Source organism: Hyphomicrobium sp. ghe19, from assembly GCF_902712875.1.
GTDB lineage: Bacteria > Pseudomonadota > Alphaproteobacteria > Rhizobiales > Hyphomicrobiaceae > Hyphomicrobium_B.
Map to the genome: position 1 here is coordinate 3,271,306 of NZ_LR743509.1, position 21,127 is coordinate 3,292,432.

Annotated in this window: 17 protein-coding genes; 11 read left to right on the plus strand and 6 right to left on the minus strand. The window is 56.9% G+C overall.

What is annotated here, in order from left to right; all coding sequences use genetic code 11:
• Positions 1–22 precede the first annotated feature (22 nt).
• The 5 genes from AACL53_RS15540 to AACL53_RS15560 are packed head-to-tail and all read left to right on the plus strand — an operon-like array spanning position 23 to position 3,945.
• Positions 23–805 (plus strand): hypothetical protein, encoded by a 783-nt coding sequence (locus tag AACL53_RS15540; RefSeq protein WP_339085435.1) that lies wholly within the window; start codon positions 23–25, stop codon positions 803–805.
• The gene (locus AACL53_RS15545; protein WP_339085436.1) at positions 802–1,743 is read left to right on the plus strand and encodes a general secretion pathway protein GspK; all 942 of its coding nucleotides are present in this window, start codon (positions 802–804) and stop codon (positions 1,741–1,743) included. The genes AACL53_RS15540 and AACL53_RS15545 overlap by 4 nt, the downstream gene beginning before the upstream one ends.
• Positions 1,740–2,837, plus strand: coding sequence for a PilN domain-containing protein (locus AACL53_RS15550; RefSeq protein ID WP_339085437.1), 1,098 nt, complete (start codon positions 1,740–1,742; stop codon positions 2,835–2,837). The genes AACL53_RS15545 and AACL53_RS15550 overlap by 4 nt, the downstream gene beginning before the upstream one ends.
• The gene (gspM, locus tag AACL53_RS15555; protein WP_339085438.1) at positions 2,834–3,445 is read left to right on the plus strand and encodes a type II secretion system protein GspM; all 612 of its coding nucleotides are present in this window, start codon (positions 2,834–2,836) and stop codon (positions 3,443–3,445) included. The genes AACL53_RS15550 and gspM overlap by 4 nt, the downstream gene beginning before the upstream one ends.
• Entirely contained in the window at positions 3,442–3,945 is a 504-nt protein-coding gene (locus tag AACL53_RS15560) for a hypothetical protein (protein ID WP_339085439.1), read from the plus strand. The genes gspM and AACL53_RS15560 overlap by 4 nt, the downstream gene beginning before the upstream one ends.
• Positions 3,946–3,963: 18 nt before the next feature.
• Here AACL53_RS15560 and AACL53_RS15565 read toward each other — a convergent pair whose 3' ends face one another.
• Positions 3,964–4,257 (minus strand): hypothetical protein, encoded by a 294-nt coding sequence (locus tag AACL53_RS15565; RefSeq protein WP_339085440.1) that lies wholly within the window; start codon positions 4,255–4,257, stop codon positions 3,964–3,966.
• Between the two features lie 397 nt (positions 4,258–4,654).
• Here AACL53_RS15565 and AACL53_RS15570 point away from each other — a divergent pair, with 397 nt between their 5' ends.
• From AACL53_RS15570 to AACL53_RS15580, 3 genes are read left to right on the plus strand one after another with little or no spacing between them, the layout of a single operon-like run.
• Entirely contained in the window at positions 4,655–11,068 is a 6,414-nt protein-coding gene (locus tag AACL53_RS15570; protein ID WP_339085442.1) for an FG-GAP-like repeat-containing protein, read from the plus strand.
• On the plus strand, positions 11,058–11,507 hold the full coding sequence (locus AACL53_RS15575; protein ID WP_339085444.1) for a hypothetical protein: 450 nt from the start codon (positions 11,058–11,060) through the stop codon (positions 11,505–11,507). Before AACL53_RS15570 ends, AACL53_RS15575 begins: the two co-directional genes overlap by 11 nt.
• Before the next feature lie 24 nt (positions 11,508–11,531).
• Positions 11,532–11,837 carry a hypothetical protein gene (locus AACL53_RS15580; RefSeq protein WP_339085446.1) on the plus strand — a complete coding sequence of 102 codons (306 nt, stop codon included), beginning with the start codon at positions 11,532–11,534 and terminating at the stop codon, positions 11,835–11,837.
• On the opposite strand, the gene AACL53_RS15585 is transcribed toward AACL53_RS15580, so the two are convergent.
• Positions 11,787–12,074: a helix-turn-helix domain-containing protein gene (locus AACL53_RS15585; RefSeq protein ID WP_339085447.1), complete on the minus strand. Its 288-nt coding sequence runs from the start codon at positions 12,072–12,074 to the stop codon at positions 11,787–11,789. The genes AACL53_RS15580 and AACL53_RS15585 overlap by 51 nt on opposite strands.
• 88 nt (positions 12,075–12,162) lie before the next feature.
• A complete protein-coding gene (locus AACL53_RS15590; RefSeq protein WP_339085448.1) occupies positions 12,163–13,089 on the minus strand; it encodes a DMT family transporter in 927 nt (308 codons plus the stop codon).
• A gap of 294 nt (positions 13,090–13,383) precedes the next feature.
• Between AACL53_RS15590 and AACL53_RS15595 the strand changes: the two genes are divergently transcribed.
• The 3 genes from AACL53_RS15595 to AACL53_RS15605 are packed head-to-tail and all read left to right on the plus strand — an operon-like array spanning position 13,384 to position 18,125.
• On the plus strand, positions 13,384–14,196 hold the full coding sequence (locus AACL53_RS15595) for a hypothetical protein (protein ID WP_339085449.1): 813 nt from the start codon (positions 13,384–13,386) through the stop codon (positions 14,194–14,196).
• A gap of 48 nt (positions 14,197–14,244) precedes the next feature.
• Positions 14,245–16,023: a carbamoyltransferase N-terminal domain-containing protein gene (locus tag AACL53_RS15600; RefSeq protein ID WP_339085450.1), complete on the plus strand. Its 1,779-nt coding sequence runs from the start codon at positions 14,245–14,247 to the stop codon at positions 16,021–16,023.
• 23 nt (positions 16,024–16,046) lie between these two features.
• Complete coding sequence (locus AACL53_RS15605; protein ID WP_339085451.1) at positions 16,047–18,125, plus strand: hypothetical protein; 2,079 nt, start codon at positions 16,047–16,049, stop codon at positions 18,123–18,125.
• Between the two features lie 124 nt (positions 18,126–18,249).
• Here AACL53_RS15605 and AACL53_RS15610 read toward each other — a convergent pair whose 3' ends face one another.
• The 3 genes from AACL53_RS15610 to AACL53_RS15620 all read right to left on the minus strand — a co-directional run bounded on the left by AACL53_RS15610 (position 18,250) and on the right by AACL53_RS15620 (position 20,951).
• A complete protein-coding gene (locus AACL53_RS15610) occupies positions 18,250–19,488 on the minus strand; it encodes an NAD(P)-binding domain-containing protein (protein WP_339085452.1) in 1,239 nt (412 codons plus the stop codon).
• 79 nt (positions 19,489–19,567) lie between these two features.
• Positions 19,568–20,104: a GNAT family N-acetyltransferase gene (locus AACL53_RS15615; RefSeq protein WP_339085453.1), complete on the minus strand. Its 537-nt coding sequence runs from the start codon at positions 20,102–20,104 to the stop codon at positions 19,568–19,570.
• A gap of 34 nt (positions 20,105–20,138) precedes the next feature.
• Complete coding sequence (locus tag AACL53_RS15620) at positions 20,139–20,951, minus strand: hypothetical protein (RefSeq protein WP_339085449.1); 813 nt, start codon at positions 20,949–20,951, stop codon at positions 20,139–20,141.
• Between the last annotated feature and the right edge of the window lie 176 nt (positions 20,952–21,127).

Here is a 21,127-nt window from a genome sequence, read left to right on the forward strand (position 1 = left end):
CGATGGAAGCTCGATATCTCCGATGACACAGGAGCTGTCGATTCGATTACTCCCCTGCACCCATGGAGACTTACTCTCCGCGTCAATTGGGAGCGCGGGGGCGCCCCTCAGCAATCCGAATTTGCGGGTGTTCGTCTTAGCAAGAGGGAACCCCTGCCGAATGAGCAATGATCGCCTCGATCCCGCAAACGACGCAGGATTCGGTTTCCTCGAATTGATTATCAGTCTCGTGTTGCTGTCGCTGTTGAGTTTGACGCTGACTTGGAGTCTGCGTATCGGCATTCAAACCTGGGACAAAGTGACAAAAGATCAAGACGCCCAGGCCGACGTCTATTTTGCGCAGAATGCATTGCGCCTTTTTCTTTCGTCAGCGCGTGTCGACCCGAACGCCCAGGGGACAATGCCCCTAAAATTTGAAGGCGCCGCCGACAACCTCGTCCTTATCGCGCGCATGCCCGAGCAATTCGGCTATGGTGGAGATTACCAAGTCGCCATCAAAGCTCGCAGACGAGAAGGCGGTCAAACCGACCTGGTTATCCTCCCGTCCGTCTACGATCCCCGGACCGGAGAGCGAGCGACGCCAAACAGATCAGAAACTGTCCTTCTCTCAAATATCAAGGCTTTGGTATTTCGCTATTTGGGCGCGCCGACAGAGATTCAATCACCGGAATGGTCCCTTGGCTGGAACGATCGGACCAAACTTCCAGTTCTAATTTCTCTCGACATCACCTTTCCGGACGGCAGCAATAGGTTCTGGCCAACACTTCTCGTCGCTCCCCGAATCTCAGGAGCTCTCGTGCCGTGACCCTTGTTTCTCGCTTGGCACATGCCTGTCGCTCGATCGCTCTCCCAAAGATCGTGTGTGAGCTGGCACGAGGGGATGCCGGCATTGCCCTCGCGATCGTCATGTTCCCACTCTTGATTGCCGCCGCCATCGCTTCAAGCCTGACCCTCACGACCCGAGCCGATCTCCTGACCACTCAAAACGCGCAGGACGGTCTTCGTCGGCAACTCGCCGAAGAGGCTGTCATCAATCGTACCCTCCTGAGATTTATGGGGCCTGTCGATCGTTGGCCGCACATGGACGGAAGCATTGAAACCACATCGTTTGAGGGATTTACAGTCAGCGTTTCGGTTAGGCCTGAAAGCGCAAAGATCAACTTGAACCAGATCTCTAATCCGGCGCTCACCAATCTTTTCGCTTTAGCATGCATTCCGCGGACTAGGGCTGACGCGTTAGTCGATACGATTGCAGACTATATCGACGACGATGATGTGGTCCGCCTCCACGGTCTTGAAAAATTGGGTTACGCAGCACTCGGTTTGCCTTATGGACCCCGAAATGGCCGCTTTCAAAGCACGGACGAGATCCGCCGCATCCCTGGAGTAACCGAGGAACTTTACGAATGGATTCGTCCATTCGTGACCGTGCACACCTTCACTAAAATTCCCGATCTCAGTCTCGCAGACCCAATCGTCAAGCAGGCGGTGCTCGGCACGACCCATGGAGCCGATGAGACCGAACTCAGCCCAACGGCGGTTGCAATTAACGCGACTAGCGTTTCAGGCCTTGGCTTTGTCGGAATAGTTACCATCACCGCGTGGACCATCGAAGATGAGCGCACTACGCCGGCCTTAGAGGAGACCGTATATTTGACCGGCGACCGTCGCGACCCACTTCGCATTCTCAACAGACACCTAGCAATTTCAACTCCCTCAAGCTCACAAAAAGTATGTCCATGAATTCGAATGTCTTCATTACATCCGATCTGACATCCGCATTTTCGCGCGCGAAGAGCGCTGTGTTGCAATTTCTAACGTGGTGGGAGAACGAGCTTACCGCGCTAGTTCCTATAGCCCTTCGCGACAGGCTCAAAGGGCCTCAGATTCGTATCGAGCCCCTGTCCCGAGGCGTGATCGTGCGCGTATCCCGTGCCGGGCGTGACGAAAGAATACTCAGATACGAGCAACACGACGCTGAGAAGCTGCGAAGCGACCTAGAAGACTTTAGACGGAAAGGCAAAGCGAGTCGCGCGATCGTGGCGCTCTCAGCGGAGAGCTATCTTTGCAAGACTATTACTCTACCAAGCGCCACGCGGGCGCACGTCAACGATGCTGTTCGGTTTCAGATCAACCGAATTAGCCCGTTTCGCGAAACTGACGTCCTCTATGCTTCGCACGTGATCGCCCCCCAATCGGATTCGAAAGATATCAGGGTGAAAGTCGCGTTGCTTTTGAAGCGCGACATTGAGAACATTCAGAGGTTTGCCGAAGCGGCAGAAATCGAGATTGGCCGTATCGTATTTGTCGGAAGCGGCAATCGAACGCCGGACCTTTCGGTTGATGTTCCTACGGCACATTCAAGTGCGTCTCCTAGGTATTGGGATTATGTTATCAGTGTCCTCATCTTTGCATTGGCAATTCTCGCGCTCTGCCTCACGCATAATCATGCCGCCGCCGTCAACGAGGCGTTAGAGGCCGAAATCAAGAAACTAAAACCCGCCGCAGAAAAAGTGGCGGCGACAATGCAGGAGAGTACATCCGAAGCAGACTTAGCCGCCAAGGCCGTGGCGACCAAGAACAGAGAGGCCAATCAGCTTGCCATTCTCGACACATTATCCGGCCTTCTTGCCGACGACATCCGCATCACCGAGTATCGCGCAATTGGCAGGACAATTTCGCTTTCAGGCTTCGCGCTGAATGCGACAGAACTTCTGGGGAAAATTGACAGCGTTCCCGAATTCTCCGGCGCCAAATTCATTGCTCCTGTGACGCGAGACGGGACCCTCAATCTCGATCGCTTTTCACTGTCTTTCGACCTCAAAGGCGAACCATGACAACGCTCGCTGGCACACCGCTCTCCCGAGCACTAGCCCTCTGTATTCTTGTCGCGCTTGCCGCCGTCCTATGGTTCGCGATCGCCCAACCTGTCCTTCGATCGTTTACTGAGATCGAACTCGCAAAGATGGAGTTGTCTAACCGTTACGAGCGCTACCGATGGACGGCAAGCCAACGTGAAGCAGTTGAGGCGCAAGGTCGTGCACAGCATCAGGCCGTTTTGGCTGGTGGCTTCTACTTCGAAGAGCAGAGCCTCGAAATTGCCGCCGCAAAACTCCAAAATTCGGCAACGGAGATTGTCCGCAACAACCAGGGGCAGGTGCAGGTCGCGCAACGTCTTGCTTCACAAGCAGAGGATAGGCCGCCTTCGGTTGCAATCGCAGTCAGCTTCTCCGTTTCCAATAAGGGGCTGACGCAGCTTCTTAGTCAGATCCGTAATGCCAAGCCCGCGATCCTGATCGACAGCCTTGCCATCAGATCAAATCTTCAACCATCCGCCCAGCGGAACGCCGGTGACGCGCCCGCGCAGGGGCCCTTCGAGGATGATCTAATTCTCAACGTTGATATGCAGGTTAAAGCGTTCGTGTCACTTGGAGGGCGTCCATGATGACTTCGGCGCGTTTTTGGCGCTCGGCTTTGATTGCGTTGGCAGCGCTGATAGGCGCGATATGCATGCGGACTTGGCAGCAACCTATTTCTTTACCTGCGGCAGCGCCGGACCGCTTCCGGCCGCCTTCATCAGAAGGTCCGACGGTACCCGCTTGGTTGCCTGCTGACCCCTTGAGCAAATTTGGAAATGCGGCCGAAAGGCCATTGTTTCATTGGACGCGACGCCCTCTTCCACCGCGACCTACGCCGCAGACCACTGCCGCAGCAGCTCCTATTGCGCCCCCGCCGCTCCCAAATCTGACGCTTCGTGGAGCAATTATCACATCTGAGCGACGCATGGCTATTGTCGAGAAGCCGGGAGAACCCGATTACCTGCGCTTATTCGAGGGACAATCGCTTGACGGATGGACAGTCATAAAAGTCGAAAGATCGAAAGCATTTCTCACTTCAGGCGTGCAGAAAATGGAATTGAATTTGGCTCTGCCGGATAATCGTTAAGACCTAAGAAATTATCGGCTATATCTTATTCACGAATACGCCATCGCCATAAGACACCTCATATCGCGATGCGTCGGGATATTTTCCCGCGTTGTGGCTCTCAATCTCCCGCTTCGGATTTGGACTTTTTGCAATATCACGTGTGGGTTGGCTTTCGCCGTTGCGCGGATTCTGCCCATCCGTCGATAGCGACAGCGGGTTAGATTGTTGCGGGAACGAGACGTGGGGCGCCAGATCGCTGGCGCCGAGGCTGGGCATCTTCGCCGCGCAGCCAGACAACAGAAAAACGATAAAAATCGGCGCGAAATCCACGATTCGCGGCACGGAATGGCGAGACAAGATGCGGAAATGGGTAGCGCGATACGCAGCGCATAGGACGCGATACATTTTCCCCCTCAAGCGCCTTTGACCCCCGTCGTGTGGCGCTTATACGCAATATTTTTTACTCAAGAGAATTACCGAATAGGTGAATCTCCAATACGCAAGCATTTCGACTCGTCATTTCACGGATGATGGATTAGGTCAAATGGAATATCGGTCGGCCTAGGCCATATGTTGTAGGCCGGCAACGGCGCTCGCCGATTCCGGATCGGAATAAAAATTGGGCATCGACTCGGTTGGGGTGCTCATGCCTTTTTTGAGAAATGATCAAATGAGGCAGAATTCAGAATCTAAATAAATCCCATATCAGCGTATATCCGGGGGGATAATGTTTAGTTTGCGTATTGGCACGCGCGTACAGCGCGCGTCCGTGATTGCTTTGTCGCTTGCGTTCAGCGGTCTTTCTTTTCATTCGGCCTCGGCGACAGATCCGCTGACGCGGTTCGCGGGGTCGGCCGGCGTCCTGCCGGCAAGCGATACCATCGGCGCCACGGCCGCCGAGTTCGGCGTGTCGCCGAGCGGCAGCGCCAGCTATACGATCCCGATTACGGTGCCCATTGGCACCACCGGCGTGCAGCCGAAGCTCGCATTGCAGTTCGCGACGCCGGGCGGCGATGGCCCGATGGGCTACGGCGGCTCGATCAGCGGCCTGAGCTACATCACGCGCTGTGCCAGCGATCTCTATCATGACGGTGTCATTCACGCCGTCGACTTCACGACCGCCGATAAGTTCTGTTTGAATGGTCAGCGGCTGGTCGCGATCAGTGGCACCTATGGTGCTGACGGCACCGAGTACCGCACATCGCCGGAAGAGTTCTCAAAGATTATCTCGTATGGCAGTGCCGGAACCGGACCGCAGCGGTTCGTCGTTTATAAGAAGTCCGGTGAGATTCTGGAATACGGCAACACAACCGACTCCCGGATCCTGGCGCTCGGGCGCTCCGAGGCGCGCGTCTGGGGTCTGAACAAACTCTCGGATCGCGCGGGGAACTACATCCAGTTCCAGTACTTCGTCGATGCCAACGGCGACTTCGGGCCGCTGTCCGTTCTTTATACCGGCAACACGGCGCAGGGATTAACCCCCTACAACCACGTCGACTTCGTCTACGACACCTCGCCGAAGCCGCGGATCGCCTATGCAAACGGGCAAAAATATACGACGGCGCGGCGGCTGACCAACGTCAAGGTCTATGCCGACGCGACGCTGTTCCGCGATTATCAGCTGACCTACCGGTCGGCGAAGCAGGTGCAGCAGATCAAGGAATGCACGCCGACGGCCTGTCTCGATCCGACCGTCCTCACCTGGTCGTCAGACGATCCGCAAGCCGGCGCTACCTACTTCACGCCGCAGCTCCTTTCGACAAGCGGGATTATGGGAAGCGGGGATACGAATCTCGGCATCGTCGGCGCGGGTGACTTTAATGGCGATGGAATAACGGATGTCTATGTCGCAAAGAGCTCCGGCAGCAACGATTTCATTTGGTACGGATCTGCAGATGGCACTTTCACGAGCACTGCAATTACAAGATACTCGCAGAATTACACGTTCGATACGATTGGCGACTTCAATGGAGATGGCATTGCTGACCTGATTTTGTCCGGCGGGGGCAAAGGAATGCCGGGCCACGCGTTGGTCCTGGCCAACTCGAATGGAACCTTCACGAGCTATCCGTTCGCATTTCCTGCGACCGGCTATGTCTACCTGCAGCAGCCTGCCGCCTTCTCATTGAACTCTATCGCAGACTTCAACGGTGATGGCTTGGCCGACCTCTATATTGTGCGATCGGACTTCTCACCAGACGATTACGTCTATCTTTCGAAAGGCGATGGTACGTTCACTATCGTCAGTCTAGGGGCCACGGACGGAGGGGCCACGCAAGCGTGCTTAACCGGTCCTGCAAGTGGGGTTTGCTGGAATGTTTTCCTAAACGCGTCCATAAAAAGCGTAGGCGACTTCAACGGCGATGGCCTTACTGACCTCTTCGTTGACACGCCTGCGAACTGCTCTCAATTCGCAGGTTGCTCAGAGCCCGCCGCCCACAAAACAATCTTTTATGCCCGAGGCGATGGACGTTTCAACAACGTCGACGTCACGTCAATGGCTTCGCCAATCGCGAGCGGCGATTTCAACGGGGACGGCATTCTCGATTTTCTCGGCCAAACCAAGAGCGGCAGTACGACGACCAAGAATTCCGTTCTTATAAAAGGAAACAGTACAGGAGCGGCGCCGGTCACGCTTCCGGGCTGGCCCACCGGATATCAGATAGGCGCGACTGCCGACTTCAACGGAGATGACAATACCGACTTCTATTTGATGAAGCAGGACGCTTCCGGTCGTAAATCCGGTACTACAACGGATCATCTGTGGTTATCCAATGGTGATGGCAGCTTCACCGATATCGATCTGGGAGTAAACTCGGTACCGACCGGCCACCGGATTGGCGCCGTCGGCGACTTCAATGGCGACGGATTGGTCGACATCTATCATTACGCCGCGAGTTCGAGCGGTGCGCCCACGGGCGACGCGAACGACTACATCCGGTTGGGGAACTACCCGCGTCCTGACCTGATCGCATCGATCACGAACGGCTTGGGGAACCGGATCGACGTTACATACAAGCAGCTGACGGATTCTTCGGTCTACACGAAGGGGACGGGCGCGACGTATCCGGCGCAGGATACGCAGGCAGCGATCGACGTCGTCGCGCAGATCAAGACCGATAACGGCATCGGCGGCCAGAACAGCCAGTCCTACAAGTATGAGGCGCTGCGCAGTCACCTGAAGGGGGCGGGCTCGCTCGGCTTCGCCAAGATGACGATCACCGACGATGCGACGGGGATCGCGTCGGTGCTCGAGTACAGCCAGGACTACGCCAACAACTTTCAAGGTTCGCTAACGCGCAGCCGGACCATCGCGCCGGGCGGCGTCGTGCTCGAGGACAAGACGGTGTCGCTGGCGAGACGCTGCTTCGGCACGTCGGGGACCGCCAACTACCGCTGCTTCAACTACTCGCCGCAGACGGTGACGACGAAGCTCGACCTCAACGGCGCCGCCCTCGGCACGCTGACCGAGAACACGACCTACGACGACTATGGCTTCGCCACTCAGCAGCAGCAGATCACGACCCTCGGCGCGAGCACGTTCACGACCACGACCGACATGGTCTACAGCAACACCACGAGCACGTGGATCATGGGGCGCCTGACGAGTGCCACGGCGACGCATCAGGCAACGGGCAAGCCGACCATCGTCCGTCGTTCGGGCTACACCTACGATCCGGCCACCGGCCTGCTCGCCACCGAGACGGTCGAGCCGGGCGACGCGCTGACCAGCACCAAGACCTATACGCGCAACGGCTATGGCGCGGTGTCGAGCGTAGTTGAGACGTGGGGCTCGGCCGCGACCTCCGGCATCGCTGCGACCAGCCGGACGACAGGCTACGGCTACGACACGCGCTTCCGCTATCGGACGACCGAGACCAACCCGCTCGGCCAGAGCCAGACGTCGGTCTATGACCCGGTCACCGGCCTGGCGACGAGTGTCACGGGCCCCAACGGCCTAACAACGACGCAGAGCTACGACGCCTTCGGTCTGCCCAACGTCGAGACCCGCGCCGACGGGACGACGACCAAGGGCTACCGCTACTGGTGTGATGCCGACACGCTCTGTCCGGCGCGCGGCGCCTATGTCGTCGTCACGCAGGTCGCCGGGGCGCCGCTGGCCGCCGTCTACAAGGATCGTCTCAACCGGACGATCCGCGAGACGAGCCAGGGGCTCGACGGCCGCCTGATCGACGTCGACACGATCTATGATGCCAAGGGCAACGTCGTCCAGCACTCCGATCCAACGCTCGATGGCGACACGCCACGCTGGACCACGATCGTCTATGACCTGCTCAATCGGCCGACGCTGACGACGCGCTCGGATACGGCGACGCAGCTGGTCGCCTACAACGGCCTCGTCTCGACGAGCACCAACGAACTCGGCCAGACCAAGACCATCACCAAGGACGTCGCCGGACGGATGATCTCGGCGAAGGACAACGCCAACAACGTCACGACCTATCAGTACGACGCCCTCGGCCAGCTGACGGTCATCGCCGATCCCGCCGGGAACCAGACGACGACGAGCTACGACCTCCTCGGCAACAAGATTGCGAGCACGACGCCGGATCAGGGGGCCTGGACCTACCGCTACAATGCCCTCGGCCTGCTCGTCGATCAGACCGACGCCAAGGGCCAGCAGACGTCGATGACCTACGACGTCCTCGGCCGCATCCTGACCCGCATCGATGATGCGACGGCGCCGACGCCCGGCGCCCGCACCTCGACCTGGGTCTATGACACGCAACCCAAGGGCATCGGCAAGCTGACGTCGGCGTCGGGCTACGGCTATCAGTCGACGGTGACCTACGACAGCCTCGGCCGGCCGTCGGCCGCGACGGAGACGATCGACGCTGCGACCTACACGGTCGCGACGACCTACGACGCTTTGAGCCGCCCGGCCACGGTGACCTATCCCTCGGGCTTCGTCACCGCCAACGGTTACAGCGCCTCTGGTCGTCTCGAGAAGATCAGCGATTCAACCGGGTCGACGGTCTATTGGAAGGCGCTGGCGAGCGATGCGCGGGGCAACATCACGACCGCTGAGTTCGGCAACGGCGTCCAGGATAATCGCAGCTATGACCCGGCGACGGGCTTCCTGACCGGCATCACCTCGACGGTGTCGGCGACGACCGTCCGCAGCCTGAGCTACAGCTGGGACAAGCTCGGCAATCTGCAGAACCGCGTCGACAACCAGCTGAACGTTCGCGACGACTTTACCTACGATAACCTCAACCGGGTGACGCGGTCGGCCACGACGACAGGTGGAACGACGAACCTCGTCGACGTTGCCTACGACAGCCTCGGCAACATCACGTCGAAGTCGGACATCGGCGCCTACACCTATGGAACGGGGACCTCCTGCGGAGGCCCGGGACCACACGCGGTGACCGCCGTCGCCGGCACCAAGAACACCAACTACTGCTATGACCCGAACGGCAGCATGACCTCCGGTGATGGCCGCACCATCACCTGGAGCGGCTTCGGCATGCCGACGCGCGTGGTGCAGGGGCTCCGGGCCATCGACATCACCTATGGTCCGGATCGCGCCCGCTTCAAGCGCATCGACACCAATGAGACTGGCACCACGACGACGCACTACGTCGCCGGCGGTACCTACGAGGTCATGACGACGGCAACGGGACAGGTGACGCGCCGCTTGACCATCGGCGGCGCCGTGGTGATCCTCAGCACCCAGACGGTCCCGGGGACCTGGCAGTCGCAGACGCAGTATCTGCTGACTGACCACTTGGGCTCGCTCGACGTCGTTACCGACGGCAGCGGCGCCATCGTCGAACGGGCGTCGTTCGATGCCTGGGGCAAGCGACGCAAGTTCGACTGGACGGTCTACACCGCCAGCGTGCCGTTCGCCTGGCAGGGCCAGACGCTGACGCGCGGCTATACCTTCCACGAGCAGCTCGATCCGGTCGGCCTCATCCATATGAACGGCCGCGTCTACGATCCCGAACTCGGCCGCTTCATGTCGCCCGACATCGCCATCCAGGACATCACGAACCTGCAGTCGTTCAACGCCTACTCCTACGTCCAGAACAACCCGCTCTCCTTCACCGATCCGTCCGGCTATTTCCTGTCCGGGCTGTTCAAGGCCATCGGCAACTTCTTCAAGTCGGTGTTCAAGGCCATCGTCGGCGTCTTCAAGGCCATCCTCAACTCCCAGATCGGAAGGGCCCTCATACAGATCGCCGCGTGTACGTTCGGTCCAGCTGCCTGCGTCGCCGCATCAGGGGTCATCACCCTGGCGACAGGAGGATCACTAAGCCAGGCCATCATGGCCATGGGCATGACGTTCATAGCCGTCGGCACGTGGGAGGTCACGGGCGGGAAGATAGTGCCGGGCCTTACGGGCGGAATGTCGGGCGTTGGGAAGATAGCTACGAAGGCCCTCGTTCACGGTGTTGTCGGCGGTGCACTGTCGATGTCCCAGGGCGGCAGTTTCTTCGAAGGCTTCGCGGCGAACGCGATGGGTGCCGGCGCAGGTCTGTTAACGGTAGGCACATCTATCGGCAGCAATATATACCTTGACACCTTGGCCGTCGCGACCGTCGGCGGTCTTGCTTCGGAAATCACCGGCGGCAAGTTCGTCAACGGTGCAATAACTGCCGCATTCGCAAATCTTTATAACAAGTTCGGGAAGGAGATCGCAGCCGGAGTCGGAACAGTCCTCGGTGGAATTGCGGGCGGCGCTTTCGTCTACGGTGGCTGTCTTGTTACAACCTTCGGAGCTTGCGCCGCGGCGACCCCGGTGGCTCTTGGGCTCGGTGTCTCGGCCGGTGGTGCCACCGGCGCAGTTATGGCGACCAGCCTCTATGATGCGGTCGCTGGCTCATATGCAAATGACAACCAAGCCAACGTCCATGGCAACTCTTCACTCAACATGGATGGAACTGAGCTTTATTACCTCGTCAACAAGGATTCAGGAGCCATTGACAAGATCGGAGTGACATCAGATCCCTCCGGTCGCTATTCTCAGGCCTATCTTCAGGCAGAAAATGTAGATTACGTGCCTCAAGCCTACTACCAATCTAGATACGCAGCATATTTGGACGAGTTCATGAGGCTGCAGACCTATCGCTACGAAAATGGAAGCTACCCAAGATTAAACGTAAATGGCAGGTAAAGGCGGACCTCACGTGAATTTTCAAAACTCCGCAGAGGTGTTCAAGGATGCGTACGACGGACTACGGCGCAGCCGAATCGCCGTGGAATCTTATCTCCACAGGGCTCTCGCTCGGTCCGACACGTTGTCTAAGCTTCCGATAACGGTGCGCTATGTGCCGATAGCTATGCCAGATATGTTGCTGCCTCGCTATCCAGCACGATCGAAGTTGCGGAAGAAAGAACGGCTCTACGACTGCGCACCGCAGCTCAATTATCGTGTATTTGTCTCAGGCACATTTGAAGAGCAACTTCGAGAATATCTGCGAGGCCTTGCGGACGCCGTACCGCACCTTAAGGACCTCGGTGCGAATGATGATCAGGTCAAAGAATTCGAGAATGTTCTGCATAGAGCGGTAAGCGAAATTTTAGCCAGTGAAATCGGGCAAACGCGCCACTGACGACCCCGGCAAAAAGCTGAGCTATTGGGTTCGACCAACTCCGTAAGATGGCTACTGTATGCCGGCGCGCCGGGGACAATCGACACGCAAACCGCTCCGGGCAGCTGGCAATCGCAGACGCAGTATCTGCTGACGATCAATTGGACTCGCTCGACGTCGTCACCGACGGCAGCGGCCCCAGGCGTCGAACGAGGCCCGTTCGACGCCTGGGGCAAGCGGCGCAAGTTCGACTGGACGGTCTACACGGCGAGCATGCCGTTCGGCTGGCAGGGGCTTCCACTATTCGTATTTGGACGACGCTTTGATTTCCTGAAGCAATTCCGCAGCTGAAATCTTCAACGCCTTGGCGATCTTCTCAACGATCAGCACAGTTGGATTGCGGACGCCACGCTCGATGCCGCTGATATAGGTGCGATGCAGGCCGCAGAGGTCGGCAAAGGCCTCCTGCGAGAAGCCCCGCTCCTCACGAAATTTCTTGAGATTGGTCCCGGCTTGGCACTGCACATCTATACGGTTGACGGACAGATTCAGAGCGCAATTGCTGAAGCGGACCGAACCCCATCCCATATCTTCTAGTAGGACCGCATTGACTCCAAGCGTCTGCGCCTATGCGAAAGACGTCAACGACCAGCACTAATGTAACGCCCTGGTGGAATTATCGTTGCGTTGAGCCCGCGATGAGCATGCTTCTCTTTGCCATATATGACGGGAGCCTGCCATCGACGACAGCCAGCCCAGCCACAACAATGAGCGCTCCAACGTATTGTCTCGTTTGCAGTCTCTCATCCAGCAAAACGGCGCCAAGTATTATTGCGCTGATGGGTACCAATAAAGCGACGAGCAACATGTTTGTGGCCCCGGCAGTCGCCAAGAGCCGGAAATACAAGATATATGCAAGGGCAGTTGAAAGTACGGCTGCACCCGCAATGGCGCCCCAAGTCGCAAGACTTGGCAATGCCAATTCCCATGGTCGATCGATGACTATTGACAACGGAACCAAAAAAAATGCCGACGCCACAACTTGACCGGTGGCCGCGCTCATCGGCGACACCCCCATATTTTCAAGGCGTCGACCGTACACGCCAGCAAGCGCATAAGAGAATGCGCCGACTATGCACGCCATTTGCGCCAATGCATCGGACTTAGCCCCTTTCAGAGCAGCGGCCCCAACAACTACTATTACCCCGCCAATACCAATTGCTGTCCCCAGTAGTCGACAACGGGTAATTTTTTCATCTTGCGTAGTAAAATGCGCCAGAACGATAGCGATGAGCGGCGTTGTGGCATTGAGAATTGATGCCAGGCCTGCCGAGATATATTTTTGACTCCATACAAATAGACAAAACGGAATGACGCAATTCAATATCCCCATAAAAATAACTGCCGTTCGCGCAGCTCTTGGCACCGACAGTTGTGCGCCCCCGAATTTTAAAAGGCAGACAAGAGTTATTCCGGCCAGCACCACCCGTAGCGCAACAAACAAAAAGACCGGCAGTTCGTGAAGGGCGACTTTGGCGAAGATAAATGAAAAGCCCCAAAGAACGGACAGCATCACCAATGTTCCCCAGTCCGCCGTCGACAAGCTCCTAGGACTCACAAGCGTCCGCCTTTCGCTTTTTTATTCCACCATCGTCGGCAATTCAAATATCTATATATTAGACATTGAATATTGGATATTCGAATAGATATTCCCGATCGCATATTGGTGATGTTTTATATTGACCATCATTGATACTCTTGTCTATAGAGCTAGGCGTGGCGTCTCGGAATTAATGCCAGAAATAAATGGCATTTTGACGCCTCAATATTTGCGGCATTTCTGCGGAATAATAAAACGCGAAAATAAAAATATTGGGAGGCGTGCGTGGATCTAACCATGAGTAACCGCCAATGGCAGGGCGAAGGCCAGCAAAGGAAAACGTCCGATGCCGCCGAACCCTTTCCATGGCTCGCCGCTCTGTTTGAACTCACCGCGCCCAAGGAATTCGACGCGGCTGCCCTCGCTGACCTGCGCGAACAGTTCCTGCGCTGCGGTTATGTCAAGCTGCCAGGCTTCCTGACGCCCGTCGCCCTAGAGTTCCTCAAAGCCGAGCTCGACCGCCTCGAGACCAGTGCGTCGCGCCGGGCCTTCGAAATGCCTGGCTACAACACGCCGCGCAGCCTCTCCGTTCTCGGCGGAACGACCATCAAGGCCCAATCCCCGTTTCTGTTCGGTCTCTACCAACACAGCGCTTTGCGCACCTGCGTCGAACGGGTGGCGGGGCGCACCGTCTATTCTTGCCAGCATCCGGAGGAGTTCATGGTCGCAAACTTGCTCCACCGCAGCGGCGACACCCACGGCTGGCACCTCGATGATCCTGCCTTCGCTCTTGTCCTCTTCATCGACGCGCCACTCGAGGGGCAAGGCGGTGAGCTGGAAATGATCGCTAACTGGACCGATATGTGCCGCCGCAAGGGCCGGCGACCGGACGAAGACATCACCGATCTCATCGCCTGGGCTGCCGAGAACAATCTCATCGAACAGAACCATCACGCCCCAGGAGACGCCTACCTCCTGCGCGCCGACATCAACCTGCATCGCGTCAGGCCGATCACTGGTGCAGACACACGCAGATCCGTCTTGAACCTCGCCTTCCAGGCCAACTCAACGGCCAAATACTCACAAACCGCAAACCTCCTATACGCCTAATCCACCGCGGGAAAGGTATCGAGACTTGGCTGCTGTCGGGAGACGATCATGAGCGTATTCGTTGGCGTGTCCGCTCACTATCACGACTCTGCTTGCTGCGTGATAAAGGATGGCAAACTTATCTCCGCAGCCGACGAAGAGCGATTTTCTCGTCTAAAACACGACAGTGCCATTCCCGCGAACGCTTTTCGGTATTGCCTGCGGGAAGCCAAAGTGAGCATTCAGGACATCACTGCAATCGCCTACTACGAAGATCCCAACAAGAAATTCGCTCGCCAGCTTTGGGCCGGATTGCCTGATATTCTTTACCGGCCTGACGCGCGCTTTCGTATCGATCCGAACCGCGCCGAACGCGAGATCCGTCAGGCCCTCGGATATGAGGGGCCAATAGAGTTCGTCGACCATCATCTTTCGCATGCAGCCAGTGCTTACTATTTCTCCGGCTTTCCCGAAGCCGACATTCTGACCGTCGACGGCGTGGGCGAATGGGCCACCACGACTTATGGGCGTGCTGAAGGCAACGCTGTAGACCTTTTCGAGGAGGTCACATTCCCGAATTCATTGGGTCTTCTTTACAGCGCTGTAACCGCCTATCTCGGATTTGATGTGAACGATGCGGAATACAAGGTGATGGGGCTGGCCCCCTATGGGACACCCAGGTACCTCGACAAGATTCAACAACTCTTCGCGTCATCAAGCGACGGCCAGTACCGTTTGGATCTCTCCTACTTCGACTTTGTAAGTGGCGATCGCATGTTCTCCGACAAGCTTTGTGAGCTGCTCGGGAAGCCACCTCGCGTTCCGGAATCGGATATTGATCAGTTTCACACGGATATCGCCTCCAGTTTGCAAAAAGCCCTGGAGGGCGTCCTGCTCGAAAAGGTCAGATATCTTCATGACAAATACCCGAGCGAGCACTTGTGTATGGCCGGCGGTGTCGCACTGAATTGCGTCGCGAACGCCCGTATTCATCGGGAAGGCCCTTTCAAGCATTTATTTGTCCAGCCTGCGGCGAGTGATTCAGGCGGATCGCTTGGCGCGGCTGCTGTTGCTTGGGCTCGACACGCAAAAGACGGCTCGCGTCTTCATCCTCTTACACACGTCTATCTCGGTCCGTCGTTCTCGAACCTTCAGGTCCAACAAATTGTTGATGCGAGCCCGTTGGGAAAAGTTGCAACTTATTTTCGCGGGGACGAAGCCGGTTTGGTGGAGGCGACCGCGGCACGATTGGCAGACGGTAAAGTCGTAGGCTGGTTTCACGGTCGCATGGAATTTGGTCCACGTGCGCTTGGTTCCCGATCCATCCTCGCCGATCCGCGACGTCCGGAGATGCGCGACCGCATCAACGCTCTAGTCAAGATGCGCGAGGCCTTTAGGCCGTTCGCGCCAGCCGTACTCGAAGAAAAAATGTCAGATCACTTCGATCTCCGACATACTTCGCCTTACATGCTGGAGACTTGCCAGGTTACGTCGAAATTGGACCTCCCAGCTATAACGCATGTCGATGGGTCCGCCCGTGTTCAGACCGTCAACAGGAATGTCAGTCCCCGCTTTCATGCACTGCTGACAGAATTCGACAGGCTGACAGACTGCCCGATTTTGCTGAACACGTCCTTCAATCTCCGTGGCGACGCCATTGTCATGGATCCGATCCACGCGATGTGGTGTTTCGTGATCTCAAATATCGACGTCCTCGTCATGGAGGACTGTCTCATCGACCGATCGGAACGTCCGACGGCCTGGACTGAGATCATCGAAATGTTGGGCGTGCGTAATGCCAAGAAGCGGCAAGTCAGTGAGCGCGCCAACGTCTACTCGTTCCTTTGACGCCGTCTGGAAGGAGCTGCCCCATGACCGACCTGCTAGCAAGACAACATATGGCTTCTCGTCTGGCCGACCTCATGAAGGGCGATGCCAATGCATTGGCGATGCTGCAACTGATGTGTCAAGGCAAGGCGAATGACGCAGCAAAGAATGCAGAGATATGGACAGGTCCGTTCAGCTCCCTGCGGGATGACATCTTAGGCTTCGACCGCCCCAGCGAATCAGCAAATCGCGCGATCGGGATTTGGGAGGAAGATGCAAATAGCGGAGACTTCGTGCGGTCGCGCAAGCATATAGACCTTTGGCGATTTTGCGCGGATGTGGAACGCATCTCGAAGAAATCTGATCGCAAGCGTATCGTCTTTTTGGGCGAATCCGTTGCCAGAGGCTTCTTTTTCAGCCCGCTTTACGGTCCGGCGATGGTTCTCGAGCGCCAACTTACTGAGAGTGGCGAGCCCGTGGAGGTAATCGACCTTGCGCAAAGCAATTGTGGTTCGTGGTGGCTTACCGAAATGGCACGGGCAGCTTGTGTGCTGCAGCCAGACGCATTCGTCGCATTTGCCGGAAATAATTGGCGTGCCAAGCCATTAGGTGGAACCTCAGTGGAGGCTTTCTCTGACGGTGTGCTGTTATCAGAAGATGGAGGGGTGGCAACGCTGATGGCGCGGCAACGCGCGCGCGCTTGCGATATCGCAACCGAAACCATACGTGAACTGGCGCGCATTGCGAGCGAGGTCGGCGTTCCACTCATCTTTGTTGTGCCCGAAATCAATCTTGCGGACTGGAATAGTTGCCCGGCAGGAACGCTCGATGTTCCGCTGATGTCCAATGATCACGCTGTACGTTGGATCGCGGCTTATACCGACGCCAAGCGCATGTTGGAGGCCGGGCACCTCACCAATGCGGAAAGGTATGCGCGTGAGGCTATCGTGTTGGACGGAGGCGCCTCGTCTTGCAGCCTCGAACTCCTCGCTCGAATTCGCCTGGAGCAGAGCAATTCAAGGGATGCTTCCTCTACACTTCGGCAGAGTCGCGATGTCAACGACGACACTCGTGTGCTGCCGGGAATTTTCGAGGTCGTAGCCGATACGATCAGGCGCGTTGGCAATGAGGAGAACGTTAAGATCGTGGATTTGCCACGCATTTTCGAAAGGCATTATCGCAACGAAATGCCGGGCCGGACTCAGTTCCTGGACTATTGCCATCTGACCGCAGAAGGCATCCAGATTGCAATGGCAGCGACTGCTCAGGCTATCAAGGAAGCAATGTTGCACGAGACGGCCGAGCTGGACGATCTCATAGCGCTGGCTCCGGCACCCATGTCCGAGCAAGAAGGTTGGGCGCATTTGCTGGCTGGTGTTCACAATGCGCATTGGGGCCAGGAGCCGGAGATTTGTCGTTATCACTTCCGGCGTGCCGTGACATGCCATCCCGCACTCGGCGACCGTAGCGTACCTCTCATTTTTGACGCGTTCCGGCACGCGGCGCCATCCGTGTGGATCTCAGGTTTTGGCGAGCTCGTCGAGCACCAGATTGCCTCTACGTACCTCATGGGCTTTGGCTTGATCTCGCGTGGTTTGATCAATGAATTTCCCATGCTTGAGGCCATGCAGGCAGAATTTCCGGAGCTACAAGACAGGCAGCTCGATCCCGACTTCGCTTTGGGTCTGGTGCGCGAAATTGATTTGCTTCATCCGCATTGGACGCACCTCATGGATGCCAACAGGTGGTTCCGCAGGTCGTTCAAGGCCGCTTACGAGACGGAAAGTGTTTTCACATTCGTTTGCACAGAGACCGAAAACCTTGAGCTTAAGATCGAATGCAGAATTCCCGGCGCCCTGGAAATCGGAAATGTAATCATTGACGTCAATGGTACCGAGGTTGGTTCGGTTGAGGTGAAGGGCGGATGGTGCGCCGAGACCCTTGCCGTCAGCAAGTCAATTCTGACGCGTGGCTTGAACCGGATGACTATCCGTTGGCCCAACGTAAACCGACAAGACATGCGCAAGCGCGTTCGCGAAGATTTCGAAGCCGGTCAACGAGCAGACACACGCACGCACTTTGGCCAACTCCATGACCTGACGCTTGCAATCGCATCAATCTGAGATAAGGCCGCTCGGCTAAGAGAGGGAGAGGGCGTAAGAGCTCTCTCCATCCCATGCTCGCCGTGTAAATCACGGGCATGTCGCAGCCAAGCGATCGCGGCCGCAAGGTTCGGGGATTGGTTCTCTAGGCTTGTGATGCGGTACGTTTCGCCAGGAGTTTGGACAGGCGAGCCGCAGTAAACCCTGCCCCAGCAGCAAAACGCATAACGGGACCCAAGGACATTGCTGAAATGGGACCGATGAAAAATAGCCCGGGAATGGAGGATTCAAAATCGCCGGACAACCGAGGGGTTGAAGCGACGACTTTCAGCCTTTGCAATATATCCGACGAGAGAAAGTCCAACCGCTCAACATCCATCTTGTAGCCGGTTGCTGCAATGACATGATCCGCAACCAGAATTTGCTTGTCCCCACTGTCCGATACGAGTGTCAGATGTACCTTTCCCTGGCGCGCATCTGCTGCCTCTATTCGATGGCCTAGAAGCCGTGAGACGGCCTTCGACCTCTCTTTCATGAACCAACCGCCGGATGGGCCAAGGAAGGTATTCACCGTCCGTTGGCGAACCCCGTCGGGGAGTTGGCGAAATACGCCGGGGTAGTTCGCGCAAATATAGTTAGTCCAACCCGGACCTATGCCTGACATGGGGCGGAAAACGCGATCCCACAGCGGCCTTTCCAGGCTCTCTTCGATACCAAATTCAATCTGCTGTTTCCGCGCCACTAAAACGGGCTTTCCACCCGCCTCATGGATCAACGTGGACATATCGATCGCCGAAGAGCCCGCTCCGATGACGGCCACGACAGCATCGCGGAAGCGGCGCAGATCAGTGTGTTCGCCACTGTGAGAGACAAATGCCGTGGGGCATCCCGTAAGCTCCGCTGGCATTCTGCGGAATTTTTCCAAGCCAACACCGACGATGACGTGGCGAGATTTAATGTGGGTGCCGTCATCAAATCGAAGGCGGAATTCGTCCCCTGCCACCGATAGCTCTGTGAGGCGGGCTTCGTGGACGTCCGGCACAAATCGGTCCTTAAAGGCCATTGCATATTGGCAAAATGTTTCGACCTTCACTGGCAACCCAATGTCGGCGTATGGAATTTTGCGTTCTGCGCAATAGTGGCCAATAGTGAAGGCTCGTTTCGGATCATAGAGCGTCGACGAATACCCTGTAGATTTTAGGCACATTCCACGAGGCATGTTCGCCAGCCAGCTTTTCATTGGCGAGCCAAAAATGCGGAACTTCGTGCCTGATTCACGTAGGTGCGCCGCCAGCGACAATCCATAAGGACCGGCGCCGATTATCGTGACCGGCACGTTTTCTTCCGGGAGTGGTGGGCTGATGCCCGGCTGCGGAGTGTGCATAGGGTCGAATGCTATCTTGGGCTCTATTCCAGATCTAATCATGGTGCCTCCGAAACGCTTGATACCCTGTGAGGAAACGTCAATTCGGATCGCCTGGCCGGATCATCGCAATATGAGGAATGCGGTCCTCAATGTACGAAAGGCCTTGGGCCACGAATTGAAATGATGCGTAGAAGTCCCGGAGATACAGTTGCGATGATATTTTGATAGGAATTCCCGGCTCGGTTTCAGCGAGTTTGCTGATGGCTCTTGCAACGAGCTGCCGCCCAATGCCGAGTCGTCTGCATCGTGAATGCACGACGACCCGGCCAAAACTTGCATAACCGAGCGCAAATTGGTCCGTGGGCAATGTTCTGAGATATCCCGCGAGGCGACCGTCAAAAAAGCAGAAGAGATGGCTCGCCTTGAGGTCGCGTCCGTCGATGTCCGTATAGGGAACGCCCTGCTCAACGATGAATATCTGCTGTCGTAACTGGAGGGCAGCGTAGAGCGTGGCCGGCCGCAATTCATCGAAGCGCATCCAACACCATTCCACCCTTTCAAGCCAGTTCGCGCCTGGCGCGTGGTTAGGCCAGTCGGCAGTGGTCGGCACAAGATTGTGCGGTACTTCCAGCATACGCTTTCTCAAATTCCTGATTTCCCCCACTGGCTTAGGCGTATAGGAGGTTTGCGGTTTGTGAGTATTTGGCCGTTGAGTTGGCCTGGAAGGCGAGGTTCAAGACGGATCTGCGTGTGTCTGCACCAGTGATCGGCCTGACGCGATGCAGGTTGATGTCGGCGCGCAGGAGGTAGGCGTCTCCTGGGGCGTGATGGTTCTGTTCGATGAGATTGTTCTCGGCAGCCCAGGCGATGAGATCGGTGATGTCTTCGTCCGGTCGCCGGCCCTTGCGGCGGCACATATCGGTCCAGTTAGCGATCATTTCCAGCTCACCGCCTTGCCCCTCGAGTGGCGCGTCGATGAAGAGGACAAGAGCGAAGGCAGGATCATCGAGGTGCCAGCCGTGGGTGTCGCCGCTGCGGTGGAGCAAGTTTGCGACCATGAACTCCTCCGGATGCTGGCAAGAATAGACGGTGCGCCCCGCCACCCGTTCGACGCAGGTGCGCAAAGCGCTGTGTTGGTAGAGACCGAACAGAAACGGGGATTGGGCCTTGATGGTCGTTCCGCCGAGAACGGAGAGGCTGCGCGGCGTGTTGTAGCCAGGCATTTCGAAGGCCCGGCGCGACGCACTGGTCTCGAGGCGGTCGAGCTCGGCTTTGAGGAACTCTAGGGCGACGGGCGTCAGGAAGCCTGGCAGCTTGACATAACCGCAGCGCAGGAACTGTTCGCGCAGGTCAGCGAGGGCAGCCGCGTCGAATTCCTTGGGCGCGGTGAGTTCAAACAGAGCGGCGAGCCATGGAAAGGGTTCGGCGGCATCGGACGTTTTCCTTTGCTGGCCTTCGCCCTGCCATTGGCGGTTACTCATGGTTAGATCCACGCACGCCTCCCAATATTTTTATTTTCGCGTTTTATTATTCCGCAGAAATGCCGCAAATATTGAGGCGTCAAAATGCCATTTATTTCTGGCATTAATTCCGAGACGCCACGCCTAGCTCTATAGACAAGAGTATCAATGATGGTCAATATAAAACATCACCAATA